At 65.6% G+C, this 18,091-nt stretch carries 17 protein-coding genes; 12 read left to right on the top strand and 5 right to left on the bottom strand.

Going from position 1 to position 18,091, the window contains the following annotated elements:
* The first annotated feature begins 308 nt into the window (after positions 1 to 308).
* The 5 genes from A5713_RS20000 to A5713_RS19980 all read left to right on the top strand — a co-directional run bounded on the left by A5713_RS20000 (position 309) and on the right by A5713_RS19980 (position 5,579).
* Positions 309 to 1,121: a class I SAM-dependent methyltransferase gene (locus A5713_RS20000; protein ID WP_068098105.1), complete on the top strand. Its 813-nt coding sequence runs from the start codon at positions 309 to 311 to the stop codon at positions 1,119 to 1,121.
* The gene (locus tag A5713_RS19995) at positions 1,114 to 1,968 is read left to right on the top strand and encodes a lysophospholipid acyltransferase family protein (RefSeq protein ID WP_082973051.1); all 855 of its coding nucleotides are present in this window, start codon (positions 1,114 to 1,116) and stop codon (positions 1,966 to 1,968) included. The genes A5713_RS20000 and A5713_RS19995 overlap by 8 nt, the downstream gene beginning before the upstream one ends.
* A gap of 731 nt (positions 1,969 to 2,699) precedes the next feature.
* Positions 2,700 to 3,569 carry a PE domain-containing protein gene (locus tag A5713_RS19990; protein WP_068098104.1) on the top strand — a complete coding sequence of 290 codons (870 nt, stop codon included), beginning with the start codon at positions 2,700 to 2,702 and terminating at the stop codon, positions 3,567 to 3,569.
* Positions 3,570 to 3,655: 86 nt separating this feature from the next.
* A complete protein-coding gene (locus A5713_RS19985) occupies positions 3,656 to 4,840 on the top strand; it encodes a PPE family protein (protein WP_068098103.1) in 1,185 nt (394 codons plus the stop codon).
* A 154-nt stretch (positions 4,841 to 4,994) separates the two neighbouring features.
* Entirely contained in the window at positions 4,995 to 5,579 is a 585-nt protein-coding gene (locus A5713_RS19980) for a DedA family protein (protein WP_068098102.1), read from the top strand.
* Between the two features lie 132 nt (positions 5,580 to 5,711).
* On the opposite strand, the gene A5713_RS19975 is transcribed toward A5713_RS19980, so the two are convergent.
* Entirely contained in the window at positions 5,712 to 6,266 is a 555-nt protein-coding gene (locus A5713_RS19975; protein ID WP_068098101.1) for a TetR family transcriptional regulator, read from the bottom strand.
* Between the two features lie 308 nt (positions 6,267 to 6,574).
* On the opposite strand from A5713_RS19975, the gene A5713_RS19970 reads away from it, so the two are divergent.
* The 4 genes from A5713_RS19970 (at position 6,575) to A5713_RS19955 (ending at position 11,287) form a co-directional block, all read left to right on the top strand.
* Positions 6,575 to 7,591 (top strand): sulfotransferase family protein, encoded by a 1,017-nt coding sequence (locus A5713_RS19970; protein WP_369804505.1) that lies wholly within the window; start codon positions 6,575 to 6,577, stop codon positions 7,589 to 7,591.
* 72 nt (positions 7,592 to 7,663) lie between these two features.
* Positions 7,664 to 8,854: a glycosyltransferase gene (locus tag A5713_RS19965; RefSeq protein WP_068098099.1), complete on the top strand. Its 1,191-nt coding sequence runs from the start codon at positions 7,664 to 7,666 to the stop codon at positions 8,852 to 8,854.
* A gap of 265 nt (positions 8,855 to 9,119) precedes the next feature.
* Positions 9,120 to 9,818 (top strand): response regulator transcription factor, encoded by a 699-nt coding sequence (locus A5713_RS19960; protein ID WP_231980546.1) that lies wholly within the window; start codon positions 9,120 to 9,122, stop codon positions 9,816 to 9,818.
* A gap of 65 nt (positions 9,819 to 9,883) precedes the next feature.
* Complete coding sequence (locus tag A5713_RS19955; RefSeq protein WP_068098126.1) at positions 9,884 to 11,287, top strand: cell wall metabolism sensor histidine kinase WalK; 1,404 nt, start codon at positions 9,884 to 9,886, stop codon at positions 11,285 to 11,287.
* Between the two features lie 73 nt (positions 11,288 to 11,360).
* Here A5713_RS19955 and A5713_RS19950 read toward each other — a convergent pair whose 3' ends face one another.
* Positions 11,361 to 12,644, bottom strand: a complete 1,284-nt coding sequence (locus A5713_RS19950) for a PPE family protein (RefSeq protein ID WP_068098098.1) — start codon at positions 12,642 to 12,644, stop codon at positions 11,361 to 11,363.
* 11 nt (positions 12,645 to 12,655) lie between these two features.
* The gene (locus tag A5713_RS19945; protein WP_068098097.1) at positions 12,656 to 12,955 is read right to left on the bottom strand and encodes a PE family protein; all 300 of its coding nucleotides are present in this window, start codon (positions 12,953 to 12,955) and stop codon (positions 12,656 to 12,658) included.
* 367 nt (positions 12,956 to 13,322) lie between these two features.
* Between A5713_RS19945 and A5713_RS19940 the strand changes: the two genes are divergently transcribed.
* Both A5713_RS19940 and A5713_RS19935 read left to right on the top strand, forming a co-directional pair.
* Positions 13,323 to 14,240: an LLM class F420-dependent oxidoreductase gene (locus tag A5713_RS19940; RefSeq protein WP_068098125.1), complete on the top strand. Its 918-nt coding sequence runs from the start codon at positions 13,323 to 13,325 to the stop codon at positions 14,238 to 14,240.
* 40 nt (positions 14,241 to 14,280) lie between these two features.
* Positions 14,281 to 15,768 carry an NAD(P)/FAD-dependent oxidoreductase gene (locus tag A5713_RS19935; RefSeq protein ID WP_068098096.1) on the top strand — a complete coding sequence of 496 codons (1,488 nt, stop codon included), beginning with the start codon at positions 14,281 to 14,283 and terminating at the stop codon, positions 15,766 to 15,768.
* On the opposite strand, the gene A5713_RS19930 is transcribed toward A5713_RS19935, so the two are convergent.
* On the bottom strand, positions 15,765 to 16,616 hold the full coding sequence (locus A5713_RS19930; RefSeq protein WP_068098095.1) for a LysR family transcriptional regulator: 852 nt from the start codon (positions 16,614 to 16,616) through the stop codon (positions 15,765 to 15,767). The two genes, A5713_RS19935 and A5713_RS19930, sit on opposite strands and share 4 nt — an antisense overlap.
* A gap of 173 nt (positions 16,617 to 16,789) precedes the next feature.
* Here A5713_RS19930 and A5713_RS19925 point away from each other — a divergent pair, with 173 nt between their 5' ends.
* Positions 16,790 to 17,755, top strand: a complete 966-nt coding sequence (locus tag A5713_RS19925) for a DMT family transporter (protein ID WP_082973057.1) — start codon at positions 16,790 to 16,792, stop codon at positions 17,753 to 17,755.
* Between the two features lie 43 nt (positions 17,756 to 17,798).
* On the opposite strand, the gene A5713_RS28820 is transcribed toward A5713_RS19925, so the two are convergent.
* A complete protein-coding gene (locus tag A5713_RS28820; protein WP_197516419.1) occupies positions 17,799 to 17,966 on the bottom strand; it encodes a hypothetical protein in 168 nt (55 codons plus the stop codon).
* Positions 17,967 to 18,091 lie beyond the last annotated feature (125 nt).

Here is an 18,091-nt window from a genome sequence, read left to right as displayed (position 1 = left end):
GGGACAACCCGCCAGCGCGCCGCTTCCCCCCGCGCTCCCACTACCGTCGTGACCGTAGGCCGACCGTCTTCCAATAGTTTCAGCCGGGCCTGAGTGACTGCCTGATGGAGTGCGACGTCCCCTCGCGCTCGTGCGTACAATACGAACTAGTTCGTTTGGTATCATGGTCTGGAACCCGCTCGGGCCCGGCCTGGACGCCTCGCAAAGTCGCCAGGCCGACTCGTGGCCGGGTGCGGGCCACTACAAAGCCCAAGAGCGACAAAACAATGTCTGTTTAAGAAAGTTCCGTTTGAGAAGGGAAAGACGATATGGCAAAGGAAAAAGTGTCAGACGGGTCCGTTGCGACGATGCCCCGGGGTGGCCCCGACGCATCGTGGCTGGACCGGCTGATCGAGACGGACGCCCTCGAGTACCTCGACCGTGATGACGTGTCCGACGAGGTCAAGCAAAAGGTCATCGGGATGCTCGATCGGGTGGGCACGCGGACCAAACAGCATGAGGAATTCGCACGGACTGCCCTCGATGTCGTCGCCGACATCCCCAATCCGCGCATCCTCGAGCTCGGTGCGGGCCACGGGAAGCTCTCCGCACAGATCCTGGAACTCCATCCAACCGCCACTGTCACGGTCAGTGATCTGAACCCGGCATCTGTGGCCAACATCGCTGCGGGTGAGCTGGGGCGCCACCCACGCGCCAGGATCCAGGTAATTGACGCCACCGCGATCGAGGCTGCCGACAACAGCTACGACTTGGTGGTGTTCGCGTTGGCTTTTCACCACCTTCCCCCGGCCGTCGCGTGCCGCGCCATCGCGGAGGCCACTCGGGTGGCAAAGCGGTTTCTGGTCATAGACCTCAAACGGCAGCACCCGTTGGCAACGGTGCTGCAACCGGTGTTGATGCTGCCGACGATGATGACGCTCGTGCCATGGTCGTGGATCCAACCGGGGCTCCACGACGGGCTGATCAGCGCCCTGCGGGCCTACAGCCCGTCGGCGCTCCGGGCGCTCGGTCGCGCCGCGGACCCGCAGATGGGCATCGAGATGCTATCCACCGCAAGGCGATTCGGACCGGCATCCCAAAGCGTCGTCTTCTCTCGTCCCCGGGCCAGCGTCCGTGGCTGAGGGCATCGACGCGGCCACGATCATGGAGCCCGGCAGGCGGGTGCTCCGATTGCGCCGCGTTCTTGACGCAGTGAGTGACCGGATGCGGCCGCTGGTCGACTTACAGCAGCCCTTCATCGATGGCCTTGAGAACCTGCCAGTCGATGGGCGATTCCTGTTGGTGGCCAACCACACCCAGTCGGGATCGGAGGTCTTCTTGATCTGCGATACCGTACGACGTTCGATCGGTAGCCGAGTGCGCCCATTGGCAGAACGGGGCATTGGGCGCCTGCGCGGGTTACCCGGCGACCTGGTGGCCGCATTCGGGGCCGTGGTCGGCGCCCCAGAGACAGCGCGCGCACTGATGCGCAACGACCAGACCATCCTGGTGTTCCCGGGTGGTGGCCGCGAGATCCCGAAATTCAAGGGTGAAGAATACACACTGCGCTGGGAGGGACGTGCCGGGTTTGCGCGCCTATCGGTTGAGAACGGCTATCCGATAGTGCCTGCCGGCCTCGTCGGCGGTGACGACGTTTATCGGAGCTTGACGACTCGCGACAGTGCATACGGGAGGTTCAGCGAAGCTCTGGCCCGCACGTTCAGTGGCCGCCCCGACATGGCCATGCCGTTGATGCGGGGCGTAGGTCCCAGCCTGATCCCGCGTCCCCAACGCATGTACTTGCGGTTCGGGCCTCCCATCGACACGAGTAGACCGCTGGGGGTGACCGACGAGGAGTGGGTGGACATCGTCAAGCAGCAAACCCGTCAGGCGCTGGAAGACATCCTGGCCGACCTGCAGCGGCTGCGCACCTCCGATCCCTTTCGAAATCTCAACCCCTTCGCGCGCCATCGCGCTACCGCACCCTAATGAACCGACGGCGTCGCCCAACACCGACGGCAACTCTCGACGGTGGCCGGCCCTGATACGCCCCACGCTGAAGGGAATCGCGCCGGGAACCACCATGGCCGACTCCACACAATAGGCGGAAATCCGTTGTGCTGCTACGGAGGTCGCCGAGCCGTATCGGGGCCGGGAAGCGCCCTGGCGCACGCCTTCTGAATGGGCCGGGCTGCGGTAGAACCGTGTGAAATCCGAAGCTCAATTTGTGAAATCGGGATGACATAGGCCCTGACTTGTGACGTCTGTATGAAGTTTGGCATTGCCTGCAAGCCCACGATCGGGCCCTGCGCTGCGTACCGAAGATCATCGGGCAAACGCCGTAACGACTGACGAACACGGCCTGCCTTGCTTCGCCTACCGGGGGAATGGCGGTTAGTGCCGCTGGGCCTGCATCGACGGGACAAGCTGGATAAACCGCTGCGGCCGAGTGGATTTCGCGCTCTGCGCCACTCGCCCCAATCGTGCGTACACTCCGCCGTCCGCCGTGCGCGGTGCGGAGTTGAGACGTGGCACCGGTCGACAGAGCAGCCTCAGAACCGTCGGCATCGTCGCCGTCTCCTTATCCAAAGCATCCTCCACTGCTGAGCGATTTCGTCAGGTCGGTGTCAGATTCGCGCCCTACTTTTCGCGAATCAAAGAGGCCGATCTCGCCTGTTGGCCTGCGCCATCGAAACACGAGAGAACCAAAAGGAGAACAGATGTCGTACTTGACGACGGCACCGGAGGCGATCGCTGCGGCGGCCGCCCAGCTGGAGGCGCTTGCCAATTCGTTTGCGGCTGAGAGTGCGGGCGCCGCCGGTTCTACCACAGCTCTGGCGCCAGCAGCTGCAGATGAGGTTTCGGCGTTGACGGCAGGGGTCTTCTCGACCTACGGGCTGTTGTATCAGTCAATCAGCGCCGAGGCCAACGCCATTCAGCAACAGCTGATAAGTGTGCTCGGATCCTCCTCGAACTCATACAGTGAGACCGAGGCGGCCAACCAGGTTGGGACCGCGGCATCCAGCGTCAGCAATGCGACGGCGAGCGCAACCAGCAGTACGAGCAGCAGTAGCGGCGGGATTGCAGGGCTCATCGAAGACCTGGCTAACTTCCTGGGCAACAACAGCTCAACGGGACTTTCCAGCAGCTTCGCCAACATCCTCAACATCGGGGGCGGCAACTGGGCGTCGGCCGCTTCCGATCTGCTCGGCATGGCGGGCGGCGGCCTCCTGGACACCTCTGCCGCGGACGCTGCCGGTGACGCAGCCGCCGCCGCAGGCCTCGTGGGTGATACGGCGCCCGCCGCCTCGGGAATGGGCCTGGGGGCGATGCCCGCGGCCGCATTGGGCCAGTCCACCTTGGTCGCGAACAAGCTATCCGTGCCACCGAGTTGGATCAGCGCGGCGGCGCCGGAGACTGGCAGTGTTGCTGCGGTCGAGACCACCGGCTGGACCGCGGCGCAACCGCAGGCCGGCCCCGGAACGCTCGTGCCGGGCATGCCTGGTTTGGGCGCCCGCGCCCGCGCCGGTTTCGGTGCTCCCCGCTACGGGGTGAAACCCATTGTCATGCCGAAGAAAACCGTCATCTAGCACGCAAGCGGCAATGGCGCCCGCGTGCAACAGCGAAGTTGCAATGCAGTCAGTCAAACCGGATCTAATCGAGGGATGGGATAACAATGCCTGATTGGGGAGCTCTACCGCCGGAAATCAATTCCGCGCGTATGTACGCCGGCGCCGGCGCCGGTCCGTTGATGGCAGCCGCCACGACGTTCAGCAATCTCAGCTCGGAGCTGAGTTCTACGGCGTCTTCCTATCAATCCGTGGTTTCACAGCTCACGGGATCGGATTGGCTGGGTTCTTCATCGGCGGCGATGTCCGCAGCGGTTGAGCCCTTCATCTCTTGGCTCAGCACCACCTCCACCGAGCTGCAGGAGGCCGCGTCTCAGGCCACTGCATCGGCTGCCGCTTACGAAGCGGCTTTCGCGGCGACAGTACCCCCGGCGGAGGTTGCCGCCAACCGTGCGCAGCTGGCGACGCTCGTAGCCACGAACGTCCTGGGCGTCAACACCGCGGCGATCGCGGCCACCGAGACGCAATACGGGGAGATGTGGGCACAAGACTCCACCGCGATGTACACGTACGCCGCCGCGTCGATGGCCTCGACACAGCTGGCGGGGCTGACGTCTCCCACCGAGACCACCAATGCTAGCGGCGTCAGCGCGCAGGGATCCGCCGTTTCCGCGGCGGTCGCGAGCAATTCGACGACCTCAACCCTGAACAACACGCTGTCCAACCTGTCGAGCTCGGTGTCGTCGGCAACCACTTCCGCGAGCAGTAGTTCGACCTCAAGTTCGACGACAATCTTGAGCGCCCTCAACGACTTGCTGGGCACGGGCTTTGTGGAGAACGGCGTCAACGGTGCGGTGAACACAGCGGCTTGGTTTGTCATGAATACCATCCCGACAGCGGTATCACTGGGTCACACCCTGGGTGCCGTGCCGGCGGTCCCCTTCGCTCTCACCGACTCGGTTGCCCCCGTTGCCGGTGCGGCTGCCGTAACGCCGGGGACGATGGTTGGGTCGGTGTCTGGCGCGGCGGCATCGGCGACGCTTGGTGAGGCATCCGCGGTCGGCGGTCTGTCCGTCCCGGGTAGCTGGTCTGCTGCCGCTCCAGCTACGACATTGGCTTCTGCCGCCGCGCCGCTTGAAGGGTCGGGATGGACCGTAGGTGCGGAGGAGCCCGTCGCGGCTATGCCCGGGATGCCGGGGATGGCGGCGGCGGGGAAGGGCGCGGGCGCCTACGGTGCTGCGCCGCGGTACGGGTTCAAGCCGGTCGTCATGCCAAAGCAGCTCATCGTTTGATGCCGACAGTCATTCTGGACAACCGAATTTCGCTGACGGTCGGCGTCGGGCAGGGGCCGGTGAAGCGGAAAGGCGTGTCGTGCCCAAGCGAAGGAGATGTGATGGGCGGACCCCGCCCACCTGAACCCGTCGGCATGAGGCGCACAATCGGCCGATGGAGGCTGTAGTCCATCACCTCGCAGAACTGCCTTCGGCACTGGTGTATGTCGTCTTATCCGTTGTTGTCGTGCTGTCTGGTATGCCGATCGTGGCAGTAGTCATCGCGGCAGAGCCGGTGCTCATGGTGGCGACTATGTTGGTCTCCGCCGGTCGAATCTCGCTGTGGATTCTGATCGCTCTTTCCACCGCGGGTGCGACGCTCGGTGACGTCTTGAGCTATCTCGTCGGCCGCTTATGGGGTCCAGATATCTTGAGGTACAGACCGTTACGTAGGCACCGTGCAAGGCTGGTCACGACTCTGGGTGCCGTACGCCGGCGCGGTATGTCTTCGATGGTCATGCAACGATGGTTTCCCCCAGCCCGGGGACTTGTTCCTGCGGTGGTCGGCGCGCTGCAGTTCCCGTTCCGCAATTTCGTTGTCGTCGCGCTGGTTTCGGCAACGCTATGGTCCAGCGTCAACGTGTGGCTGATGTACTGTGCCAGGGACGTGTTGATGACGATCGGTCCGCTGCTCGGCGCCGTCCTGTTGATCGTCGGGTTATTGCGGCGCCTCTTGCGCGTATCGCCGTCGAAGCGGTGAGGTGCGACGACGCGAGTGGCGTGCGGTGGGCTCGGGGTTCGTGCGATCGGCGAACCGATCCGGTCGGAGTTCGAATGCCAACCACCCCAGGGCATTCAGGTGACTGCGTGGCCGTACAGATGCGAGGGCGGCCTAGGTGGCGCGGGGAGCGATCAAACGCGCGGCGGCTTCCACGGCGGCGGCGCGGCGGCGCGCAATGACGCGGGCGCCTTCTGGCACGTTGGCAAGTGGCGAATTAGCCCACGCGAGGGCGATGCCGAAAAGCAGCACCATGAGATCCATGGGTTGCCATGCGGGATCCACGTGGCCACCCGCCTGGGCGGCTGCGATCGTCGCCAGATCATTTTCGAGGACGGGTGGTTCTTCGAGTGTGACGCCTTCCAGTCGCGACCACGTGATCATGCGGTGGAATTCGGGATGGCTGCATGCCACGTCGTAGACATCACCGACGAACTCGGGAATGGCCTCCGGGCGCAGCTGAAACGAGCGAAAGAATTCGGCGGCGTCGGTGACGACGACTTCGCGAAACAGCGTCTCTTTGTCACCGAAATGGGCGTAGAGCCGTTCCTTACTGGCCTGCGCGGTTCGGGCGATCCGGTCGATACGGGCACCCGCGAGCCCGTATGCCGCGAACTCGCTTCTAGCCGCAGCGAGGATCTCCTGGCGCAGCTCGGTGGTATTTCGCACAGTCTCATACTACCAAAACGAACGAGTTCGTCTGGTAGATTCTGTCGGAATGTCGCCGTTCGATCCGGCGGTCAGGTCGATGTCAGATATGCGGCCTAATGTCGCCAGCGCCGACGGCATGGAAGCAGCAGTGGTGCAGACGGAGGACGTCCTTGGAGGAACAGCAGCCAATGGCGGAACTCAGTCGCCATGACGGCAATCACTCGTGGGTGCGCGCGCGTCGGATGGTCACGGGTCGGGTCAGCCCAGATAGCGCGCGGACACCGATGGACCCGGCGCCACTGCGCGGAACAGCCGGACGGGGGGCGATGGTGAAGCGTCCACTCGCGCTATTTGTGCTGGGGGCGCAGCGGTCTGGAACATCGGCGACGGCCCGCACCCTTGCGCTGTGTGGCGGTACGCTCCCGGGCGCGTTGTTGGGCGCCGACCAGTCCAATCCTGCCGGTTATTGGGAGCCACGCGAGGCGATCGATCTCAACGAAGCAATCCTGTACCGCCTCGGCAGTGGATGGGCCGATCCCACACTGCGCCTGCAAGATCAACCGGCGTTCGACCCTGATCAGAGCGCCACCTACACCGCCCAGATCGGGAATTTTCTTGCCGGGCTCCCCGCCGCACCTCTGCTGATCATCAAGGAACCGCGAATAACGATCGTATCCGGCCTCTGGTTCAAAGCGGCTCGCTCGGTCGGACTCGACGTCGCTGTCGTGGTGGCCCTGCGTCACCCGCAGGAGGTCGTCGCGTCACTGGTGAAGCACGGTCGAGTCTCGCCTCACCTGGCGAGCGCCTTGTGGCTCAAATACAACCTGCTGGCCGAGCGGAATACCCGTGGTGTCCCACGCGTATTCGTCGACTACGCGAACCTTCTGAGTGACTGGCGCTGGGAAATCGCGCGTGTTTCCACCGCGCTTGCAATCGATTTCGACATACCGGACCAGCGCGTCATAGACGAATTCCTCACCCACAGTCTGCGGCGCCAGCAGCACTGTGGTCCGGTGACCGACCTCTTCGGCACGGACTGGATGTCGTCCGTATATGAAGAACTGGGCTCGGCAGCGCGCGACGAGCCGGTGGCGGAGACTGCACTGGATCAGGTGTTCGAGGCATACCGGGCCAGCGCGCAGGACTTCCGCGCGCTGTTCCAGGACTTCGACGGTCGCTTCGGCAGAGCGCTCATCCGCACTGTTTCTCGGCCGGCAATTTCACGAAGGACACGCGCACTTCTGACATGGAAGACGCGCGTCGGGGAGTCCTACCGGCTGGGCTACCGGTCTGCGCAACGAGCCTTTCGGGTTGAGCTCGGAACTTCGAAAAATGCGGTCTGAATCGCTCGAGTGTCGTTGCACGGCGGCTCGCGCCGGTCGGGCGAGGGGCTACGGCCGAATGAGGTTCCTCCGATGAAGTTTGCGTTGGCGACCCTGGGAAGTCGGGGCGATGTCGAGCCCTTTACCGCTGTTGGCCGCGAACTGGTGCGGCGGGGCCATGAGGTCCACATCGCCGTTCCGCCCAATCTGGTTGCCTTCGTGAGGTCGGCCGGCCTCGCGGCCGTCGAATACGGCCCGAGCAGCCGAGAGCTGCAAACCGCAGACCACGTCCGCAACTTCTTGAGCGGCGCACCGCATCCGTTGAACGTGGTATGCGAAGTGATCTACCGGATCAACCGGTTCTGGCCCCACCTGAGTGAGACGCTGACGTCGCTGACCGACGGAGCGGACCTGCTCCTGACGGACGCGAGCGCGCAGGGACTGGCCGCCAACGTTGCGGAGCGTCATGAGGTTCCACGGGCGACCCTCAACTTCTTCCCTAGCCCTGTGGGCGAGCCCGGCGGCGTGGTGGGGCAAGCGATCCGGGAGGCGGAGGATGCTCAGCGTCGTGTGCTGGGTCTACCGCACGCGGTTGGGTCTGCTGCACATGGAGCGCTGGAAATCCAGGCCTATGACCAGATGTGTTTTCCGGGATTGGCAGACGAATGGGCGAGGTGCGGCGTCACCCGGCCTTTCATCGGGGCGCTGACGCTGGGCTTGCCGACGGCTGCGGATGGCGACGTCTTGGCGTGGATTGCCGAGGACAGCCCGCCCATCTACTTCGGTTTCGGCAGTAACGTACGGATCGGGTTTGCCGCTCAAACGGTCGCCCTGATCAGCGCCGCCTGCGCTCAAGTTGGCCTCCGGGCACTGGTGTGTTCCGGGACAAATGATTTCACCAGCGTCCCCCAGTTCGACAACGTGAAGGTTGTCCCCGCGGTCAACCACTCGGTGGTGTTCCCGGCGTGCCGCGCGCTAGTCCACCATGGTGGTGCCGGCACCACAGCCGCAGGCCTGCGCGCCGGAATTCCCGCACTGATCCTGTGGCTTTGGGTCGACCAGCCGATTTGGGGGGAGGTGGTGGAGCGACTCAAAGTGGGCACAGCGCGCCGATTCTCGGACATCAGCCAGCAATTGCTGGTGACGGATCTGCGGCGCGTCTTGAGTCCCCACTACGCTACGGCAGCTCGTGAGGTGGCCGGTCAGATGATCCAACCCGCCGAGAGCGTAGCGAATGCTGCCGATCTTCTGGAAGACGCCGCGGGCCTGGGACGCTACGGCTAGACAGACGTACTAGTTCGTTCGTATGATGAGCCAATCGGCTTTCGGGTTCGCCGGCGCCAGCGCTGGGGCCGGAACCCGCTAGGCGCTTGGGATATCCCGGAACGGAGGACGCCGTGCCCACCATCACCGAACCCCGAGTTGGAACGAAACACATAAGTCGTCCGCGAAGGTCGCGTGGTGGATGGGGACCATTGCCGCCGTTTGTCGTCCAACAACTACTCAGGTGATCGGCTCGAAACTCGAGCGCCCGCGGCACGTGCGGCCCTTGGGTCGGCGGGGAACCGTCACCGCGGGTGGGGCGCGGATCTTGGTGGTGGAGGACACCAAAGCGATCCGTGACATGCTCGGCGAAGCCCTGACCGGGGTCGGGTATCTGACCGCCGTGCGTACGGATGGGACGCGGTTGGAAGAGGTGCTGGAGGGCTTCCGGCCCGATTTGGTGATCTTGGACGTCATGCTGCCCGGACGTAATGGGTTCGAGTTGATCGATGTGGTGCGCGATTGGGGTGAAGCCGGAATCGTGGTGTTGACCGCTCGCGACGGGTTGCCCGACCGGGTGCGTGGCTTGGACGGCGGTGCTGACGACTATGTGGTGAAGCCTTTCGAACTGGCCGAGCTGATCTCTCGGGTCGGGGCTGTGCTTCGCCGTCGCGGGCGGTTGCCGGCGGTGGTCCAATACGGTGACCTGACGTTGGACCTCGAGGCCGGGGTGGTCGCCCGGGCCGGATCGCCGTTGGACCTGACTGGCACCGAACTTCGCCTCCTTGCGTTCTTGGTCGAGCAGCGCGGCCGCATCGTCAGTTCAGCGCAGATCCTGCGCGTCGTGTGGGGTTACAGCTCCTACAACGTCAACGTGGTCCACGTTCACATCAAGAGGCTGCGCCGCAAACTGGAAGCACACGGGCCCCGGATTCTCCACACGGTGCGTGGCATCGGTTACCGGCTGCAGCCGATCCGGTCGTGAGCCGTCGTCGCACGGCGGCTGTGCCGGCTACCGCCACCCCTTCGTTGCATCGACGGGTGGTCCTCATGGTCCTCGGGATGCTGACCGTCCTTCTGGTGGTGCTGGGCATCACGATTGATGCGCTGTTACGCGCGCAGACGTATCGCGATGTCCACAGTCGGCTGATGGTCACCGCCGGACGCGCCGACGCGTTGGCCGCCGCGAAGACCCCCTCTGATCAGCTTGCGGCGCTGTTGGGCGGCGCCGGAATCCGTGCGCTGCTCGTTGCGGCGGACGGGACCACCCACGGTGACCAAGCCATCCGCCCCGAGACGGTAACCGGACCTACGGTCCCGCCGCCCCTGCCGTCGCCTCCGCCTGGTTGGCCGTCACCTCCGCCGATACCGCCGGGGTGGCCCCCACCGCCACCGCCGGGATCGGCGGAGGGCACCGCCACCGTGGTGGTGCACCCGCTGATGTCGGGCGGGCGCGTGATTCTGGTCGCCGACACCACCCCAACCACAACGTTGATCCGGCGGTTGCGCGAAGTCATGGTCGCGTGCGGTGTGGTCACCCTGGCCGTCGCGGCGTTGCTGCTGACCGTCGCTACCCGCACTGCATTGCACCCGCTGGATCGGCTTACCGCCCTGGCGCGATCGATCGCCGTCGGCGACCGCGGCCAGCGGTTACGGCCTGATCGTTCTGGGACCGAACTGGGGCGCGCGGCGGCGGCGTTCGATGACATGCTCGACGCCTTGGAAGCCTCCGAACAACGCATTCGCCAATTTCTTGCCGATGCCGCGCACGAACTTCGCACACCGATCACCGGTATCAGTGCCGCTGCAGAACAAATCCTCTGTGCGCCAACTGAACAGAATGGCGAGGCAAGTGTATATTCCCAGCACCGGCGCGCCGCGCTGCTGCTGGATGAATCACGCCGAGCCGCTCGACTGGTCTCCGATATGCTCGATCTCAGTCGCATCGATTCCGGTGTGGCGCTGGATCTTTCAGATGCTGACCTGGTAGAGATCGCCCAAGGCCAATGTGAACGAGCGACTTTGCTTTCACCGGGAATCACCGTCACCCGCGTTGGCGAGCCGGCGGTGCTCATCCGCGCCGACCGAGCGCGTATCGAGCAGGTCGTGTCCAATCTTGTCGACAACGCCCGTCGGCACACCCCAGACGGTGGCCACATTGTGATCGACGTGCGCCGCAGCCCACGCAGCGATCCACGGGGCGGCTCCGCAGCCCACGCGGAGCTCACCGTCACCGATTCAGGCCCGGGCATCCCAGACACCGAACGCGAGCGGATTTTCGACCGGCTAGTCCGCCTCGATACCGCCCGAGACCAGGACCAGGGGGGCGCGGGACTCGGCTTGCCCATCGCTCGCGCACTGGCGCGCGCCCACGATGGGGAGCTCACGTGCGTTCCCCACCACCCCGGGGCGCGCTTCAAACTCACACTGCCGCTGCACCCTGATGCGACATGAGCGAGCCCGATGCTCTTCAGCGCGGGCGGAGATGCCGTACCACCGCCGGCGCCAGAAACGCGCCCTCGGCCGGTCACCCGCCGAAGGGTGGGCGGGCCATGACAGTGGGGCGGAAGCCGTAGCGGGGACCGCGACCGGCTGCCTCGGCGCCCGTACCGGCAAGGGGCAGGCCACCGAGCAGGTTGCCGGGAGCAGCCTCGGGCGCCGCGCTGATGCTGCTGACGGGTACGGCGTGGGTGATCGCCGGCGCCGTCCCGGCCCCAGCCCATACGGGCGGCACCGAAAGTGGGCCGACCGCAGCGGCGTTGCCGAAACTCGCCGCGACGTGCGCACCGCCACCCAGGAGGCCGCCCAGCCCACCGAGCCCTGGCAGTGCCTTGGCCGCGGCAGCGGCCGTTCCGCCGATCACCCCCAGGGTCTTGGCCATTTGCACCCCGAAGTTGCCCATACCGACACTGAAATACGGCAAACCCTCGGTGTTGTAAAGGAAGCTGGCGTAGGGGCTATAGCCGTTGAGGAACGTCCCGAGGTTGGTGGGCAGGGTGCTCTGCCCGGTCAGCAGGTACCAGATCTCACTGGCCAAACTCGACGAGGAGCTGCTTGAGGAGCTGCTTGAGGAGCTGGTTGAGGACGTGGTCGACGAGGAGCTGCTTGACGACGTGGTCGAGGAGCTGCTCGATGATGTTCCTGATGAGGTGGCCGAAGACGCCGGGGAGGCAAGACTTTGCAGCGTGCTGGGCACCTGCGACAGCGTCGACTGCGTTGAGCTGCTCGTCGAGCTGGCCGTCCCCGAAGTGACCGCTGCACTCTGGGTGGCCTGGCCGCTGGAGCTCGTCGTCTGGGGCGCATCGGTGAATGCGGTCACTTTGGTCGCAGACGCCGATTGTGCTGCGTAGGAATACATCGCGCTCGCGTCCTGCGCCCACATCTCGCTGTATTCGGCTTCATTGGCCGCAATAGCGGCCGTGTTTTGACCCACCACGTTGGTCGACACCAACTGTGCCAGCAGGGCGCGATTTGCGGCAATCGAGGTTGGTGGCACCGTCGAGGCAAAGGCCGCCTCGTATGCCGCCGCAGCCGCACTGGCCTGGCTGGCAGCCTGCTCCGCCTGGGTGGCGGTCGTGCTCATCCATTCGACGTACGGGCCGGCCGCATCGGCCATTGCCGATGACGCGGAACCCAGCCAGTCCTCGCTGGACAACTGGGTCACTACGTTCTGATAGCTCAGAGCAGCCGCATTCAACTCGGCGGCAAGCGCATTCCACGCGGAGGCGGCCGTGGTCAGCGATGTCGAGCCTGGGCCGGAATACATTCGCGCTGAATTGATCTCCGGCGAGAGCGAACCATAGTCCACCATCGTGATCCCCCTTATTCCGCAACGGACGCGTCGATGCCGCCGTTCCGCAAGCGGGAAGCGGCATTGGTGTTGAAGATTCGTGCCAGCATGTCCAGGACAACCGCTGTTTGGGCCGCCGCAGTGTGATACGTATTCACGTGGTTGTTGAAATGCATTGCGACCAAGGCTGATACCACGTCGCCGCCAGCCGGGTCGACCCGCTGAGCCGGGTCGACCGCGAGGGCGTTGTGCACGGCCGGCGTCGCCCCATCCTGCTGCAGGCTGCCGGATGCTGCCGCCGATGCCACTGGCCGGCTCGCCGTGAACGGCATGGCTTTCCTCCTTGATGGTCTCGAACTGGACGGACGCCGTGACGATAAAAAGGGAATCTGACATCAACCTGAATTAGTCAGCCGGGCAGCAATTTTTAACCGGCCGTTTCTTGAGCCGACGCCGGCCGGCTAAACATCAGGCTGAGAGCCGCACCTGCCCGGAGGGCCCCTCAGACCTTCAAATCCCACTTGGGGGCGGGAACTGGGCGGGCAGGATAGGCGGTGTCGTAGTGCGATTGACGAAACAGGCGCGGTACGTATCCAAGGTGGTCAACGGTTCGCTCCGCGAGCCATCATCATGCGTGACCTTTCGATCAGGCTGATTGCGACAGGAATGCTCGCGCGGACGGCGCCGTTGCTTGTCGGTATGGCTACCGGAATCATCCTGATGGCGCGACCCGATGCCGCCAACCTTGTCGACGACGTGATCGCGCAAGCCCGAGACGCTCACGAGCACGGCGTGGCCCAGGTGTGGCTTCCCCAACAGCAGAACTATGACGCGATCGCGCTGGCGGCCCTCGTCGGCGCCGCGGTGCCCGGACTCGGCGTCGGGACGTCCGTGGTGCCGATCAATCCGCGCCACCCGCTGATCGTCGCGTCGCTGGCGCAGACGGCACAGGCCGCCGCGCACGGCAACTTCAGCCTCGGCCTCGGTCTGGGCGCCCGCCAGATCGAGCGCCAGGCTTTCGGCACCGACTGGTCCAACGGGATCACCCGGTTACGGGAACATCTGACGATCCTCGGGTCCGTGTTCAACACCGGCGGCGTCGACTTCCACGGCAGCGAACTCAGTGCGAGCCCCACCTGGCCGGTACAGGTCGCGGGCGGGACGCCCGTCCCGGTGTATGTGGCGGCGATGGGCCCAAAGGCGCTGCGGGTCACCGGCGAACTGGCGGACGGGACGTTGCCCTACCTGGCCGGGCCCCGGACCATCGGCGAATTCATCGTGCCGGAGATCACCAAGGCGGCGGCCGATGCGGGTCGTCCTGCGCCGCGCATCATCGCCGCGGTTCCGGTGCTGTTGTCCGAAGATGTCGAAGGCGCCCAGGCCATCGCCGCGCAACATCTGAGTTTCTACGAGAGCATCCCCTCTTATCGCAACGTGATCGCCAGGGAAGAAGTCGCCAGCGTCACCGAGCTCGCCGCCATCGGACCCGAGGAAAGTGTCGTGCGTCAGCTACGCCGTTATCGCGATGCGGGTGCCACCGACGTGGTGATCAGCCCGATCGACCGCTCAGCGTCTGTGGACCGCGCAGCATTATGGAGACTTACCGCCGCGCTGTGAACCGCCACCCACGCGGGCACGGGCGTGCGAGAGTTACCGGATGACAAGCGTCGCCGTGATCGGCGCCGGACCGGGCGGGCTGGTGGCGGCCCGCTGGCTGTTGTCGCAAGGATTCGAGCCCACGCTCTTCGAGCAGGGTCCGGCGCTGGGCGGCCAGTGGGCGGCGTCGGCCGGGTCGAGTGGCGTATGGCCGGGCATGTACACCAACAGCAGTCGCACGATGACTGCCTTCAGCGACCTCGAGCACGACACCGACCTTGTCTACCTACCGAACCACGAGATTCTCGACTACCTGCGTCGCTACGCCGCCAAATTCGGGTTGATGCCACGTCTCCGGCTCCGCAACCGGGTGGAGCTGGTCAGCCGGGACGACGGGCCCGGGTGGCTCGTGAGTCATTCCGATGGGACCGACCGCTTCGAGCGCGTGGTGGTGGCCAGCGGCAGGTTCACTGCGCCGGCGGTGCCCGCTGTCGCCGGACTGGAAACGTTCTCCGGATGCGCGGGTGCCAGGCCCACATTCGGCTACCGAGATGCCGCAGCGTATCGCGGCAAACGCGTTCTGGTCGCCGGTTGCGCAATCAGTGCGCTCGAAATCGCTTCGGAACTCGCGCAACTCGGGGCGGCGCGCGTCGTCGTGACGCAGCGGCGACAACGATACGTCGTCCCGAAGTTCATTGGCGGCGTCCCCACCGACCACTTGCTCTACACGCGCTACGGCGCGTTAGCCGAAGAAACCCTGCCAGCAGAAGACATCGATCGCCAGTTGAAAGAGATCGTGGTCGGCGCGGCGGGAAGCCCCGAGCAATATGGCGCCCCAGCGCCCGACCCGTCGCTCTTCGCGGCCGGGGTGACGTTGAGCCAGCATTATCTTCCGTTGGTCGCCGAAGGCCGGATATCGGTGCGGCCGTGGATGAAAGCGGTGTCGGGCGCGACGGTCACCTTCGCCGACGACCGAGCGGAGGAGTTCGACGGGATGCTGTTCGGTACCGGTTTCGATGTGCGTCTACCGTTCCTGAGCGACGAAATCCAGCAGATTCTGGACCTTGACGCGATGCACCTGGACGCCGATCGGTTTACCTTTCATCCGGACCTCCCGGGGCTTGCGCTCATGGGCATGTGGGACCAGGCGGGCGGATACTTTGTGCCGCTGGAACTTCAGGCCAGGTGGATCGCCTACACGTGGGGCGGCGTCATACCCGATGTACCTGAAGCGGACCAGCGAACGGCAATCGATGCCTACCGCGCTCGTCGGGGGTTGTCCCAGAAAACGCGATTGAACCTCGCCGCCATCACGTTCGCCCGAGCCGCTGGCGTGGAACCGCGCCTGGAAAACTGGCCGCAGCTGCGCCGCGCCCTGCTGTTCGGCCCGCTGGCGCCGAGCTGCTTTCGGCTGGAGGGGCCCGATGCGCTGCCCGACGCGCCGGATCGGTTCGCGCGCGAGGCCGCGCGATTCGGCGCCATCACGTCAAACGACATGACGGAACGCGAAAAACGCGACTGGGCGGCACTATCTGGTGGCAGCCGTTAGTCCGCGGCGGCGAGCACCTCACGCACCGCCTCGTCCACGGTGCCCAGCAACCCGGGGTCGATGCCGGCACGGCCGCGAACCAGGATGGATGCGAGGTTGGTGGGCGGTAGGCCCTCGGCCGGGCACACGCCGTCGGGCAGCGTGCCGATCATCGGCAGCAACGCCACCCCGAGCCCCGACCGTACCGCCGCATACAGCCCGGACAGGTCGCCGCATTCGGCGGCGATCTCATAGTCGATGCCGTGGTTTTCGAGGATGGCGAACGCGGGTTCCCGCAACGTGCACGGCTCGGAGAAGATCACCAGAGGGAGTGGTTCGCGCGCCGGGAGCGCCAACGAGCGCGCCGAAATCCATTGCAGGCGAACCAACCCGGACGCGTTGGCACGGTCCAGGCCGGCGCCGTCGAGCATGATCGCCAAGTCAACGAGCCCGCGTTCGATCGAGTCGGCCAGCGACACGTTGCGGTCCAGCCGGAAGCGCACGCGCCGGTCGGGAAGCCGCTCACGCAGCAGGCTGGTGAGCCCCGCCAGCATCACGTCCGCGCCGTGCTCGGTGGCCCCGATCGTCAGGAGCCTGGGCTCGGTGGCGCCGAGGTCGTCGAGCGCCGTGTCATGTGCGGCCAAGATCGTGCGGGCATGCCGCAGCACCCTCAGCCCGATCTCGGTGAACACAATGCCGCGGCCGGACCGCTGGATCAGCGGCTCGCCGACGACCGCCTCGACCCGGCGCAGGTGTTGGCTGACCGCGGACTGGCTCAGGTGCAGCGCGGCGGCGGCGCGGTGAAATCCACCACAGTCGGCCACCGCGACGAGGCTGCGCAACGGCGCGATGTCCAGCACCTGGGGCATAGCAGCGACCATATTCCGATCAGTACCGCTAATCAATAGTCCAGTTACTTGAGTCGAATCTCGGCCGCTGCCCCACTGGACTGATAAGCAACCGCGATCAGTCCCGATCAGCAATAATCGTTGGACTGCGCGGGTGGGCCTAGGCCAGCATGGGTCGTATGGACCTGCCGCGCATGCCGCTGACCACCGCGTCGGCGGTGACGTTCTTCTACGCCCTCGGTTATCCCATCGGGGTGCTGGCGGTGACGGCCATGACGCCCATGGCCGCGCTGGTGTTCCGCTTCGGTTTGGCCGCAATGGTTTTGGCGATATGGGCCGTGCTGGCCAAGGCGCCCTGGCCGCGGGGCGCGCAGTTCGGTCATGTCGTGGTGGTCGGCCTGCTGATCCAGGCCGTGCAGTTCTGCTGCCTCTACGAGGCCGTTCAGCGCGGATCGCCCGCGGTGCTGTGCGCGGTGGTGGTCGCGATGAACCCCGTCGCCACGGCCATCCTGGCCTCGCTGTTCCTGCGCGAGCCGCTCGGCCCCCAGCGACTGCTCGCGCTCGCCCTCGGTGTCCTCGCGGTGCTCGCCGCGTGCGCCAAACGGTTGGCGACCACCCACGGCGTGGACCCGGTCATCGTGCTGCTTGGCGTTGCCCTGCTCGGGCTTTCAGCAGGCGGCGTCTACCAGCAACGGTTCTGCACCGGCGTCGACTTTCGCACGATGAGCGCGCTGCAGAACGCGGTCGCGCTCGTTCCCGCCGCGGCGCTGGCGCTCCTCACGCCGTTCACCGTGCACGACGTCCGGCAGGCCGCGATCGCGATCGCCGGCATGGTGCTGTTGAACGCGACGCTCGCGGTGAGCCTCTACGTCCGGGCCATCAACACCCACGGCGCGGCTGCGGTCGCGATGCTGTTCGCCGTCATCCCCGCGGTCGCCGCGGTACTGGCGTGGCTCATCCTGGGCCAGCGTCCCGACCTCGGTGTCGGGGTCGGCCTCGTCCTGGGCGGATTCGCTTGCTGGCTCAACAGCGGGGCTTCCCGCTCACGCCGGGCGGCGGGGGTGACTATTGAACCCGATCGGGCGGTGCGGGTGCCGTCGATCGTGCCCAGTCAACTCCCGCGTCGTGCGGGTCGCCGTCGAGTCGCGCACGATAGCTGACCGGCCGAGCGCCGATCCGCCAACTTGCCAGGCGTTGCGCAACCTAGCGCGTGCTTTCATCGGCCGTGTCATGGCGGGACTGCTGCAACCCGGGCGCGTCGGGGTCATCGTTCTGATGCTCGAGTTGTTCCTGCAGCTTGCGCTGTTCTTCGGTCGCCTGTCGGGCGTCGTCGGGCGCGGGCGGCGGGTCGAGATTGACTTGCTGGTCCACGTGAGCTCCTCTGACCGGTGATGTCGCTCCAGTCAGGGTCTCCCGAATCCCGCGCTCCGAAACCTCGCCGCTAGCCGAGATGCGCGGACAGCAGCCAGGCCCGCATCGACTTGCGGCCGTTGCCC

This window comes from Mycobacterium sp. E2497, assembly GCF_001668695.1.
GTDB lineage: Bacteria > Actinomycetota > Actinomycetes > Mycobacteriales > Mycobacteriaceae > Mycobacterium.
Note: the sequence above shows the minus strand (reverse complement) of the source record. Positions and strands in the feature narration are given on the sequence as shown.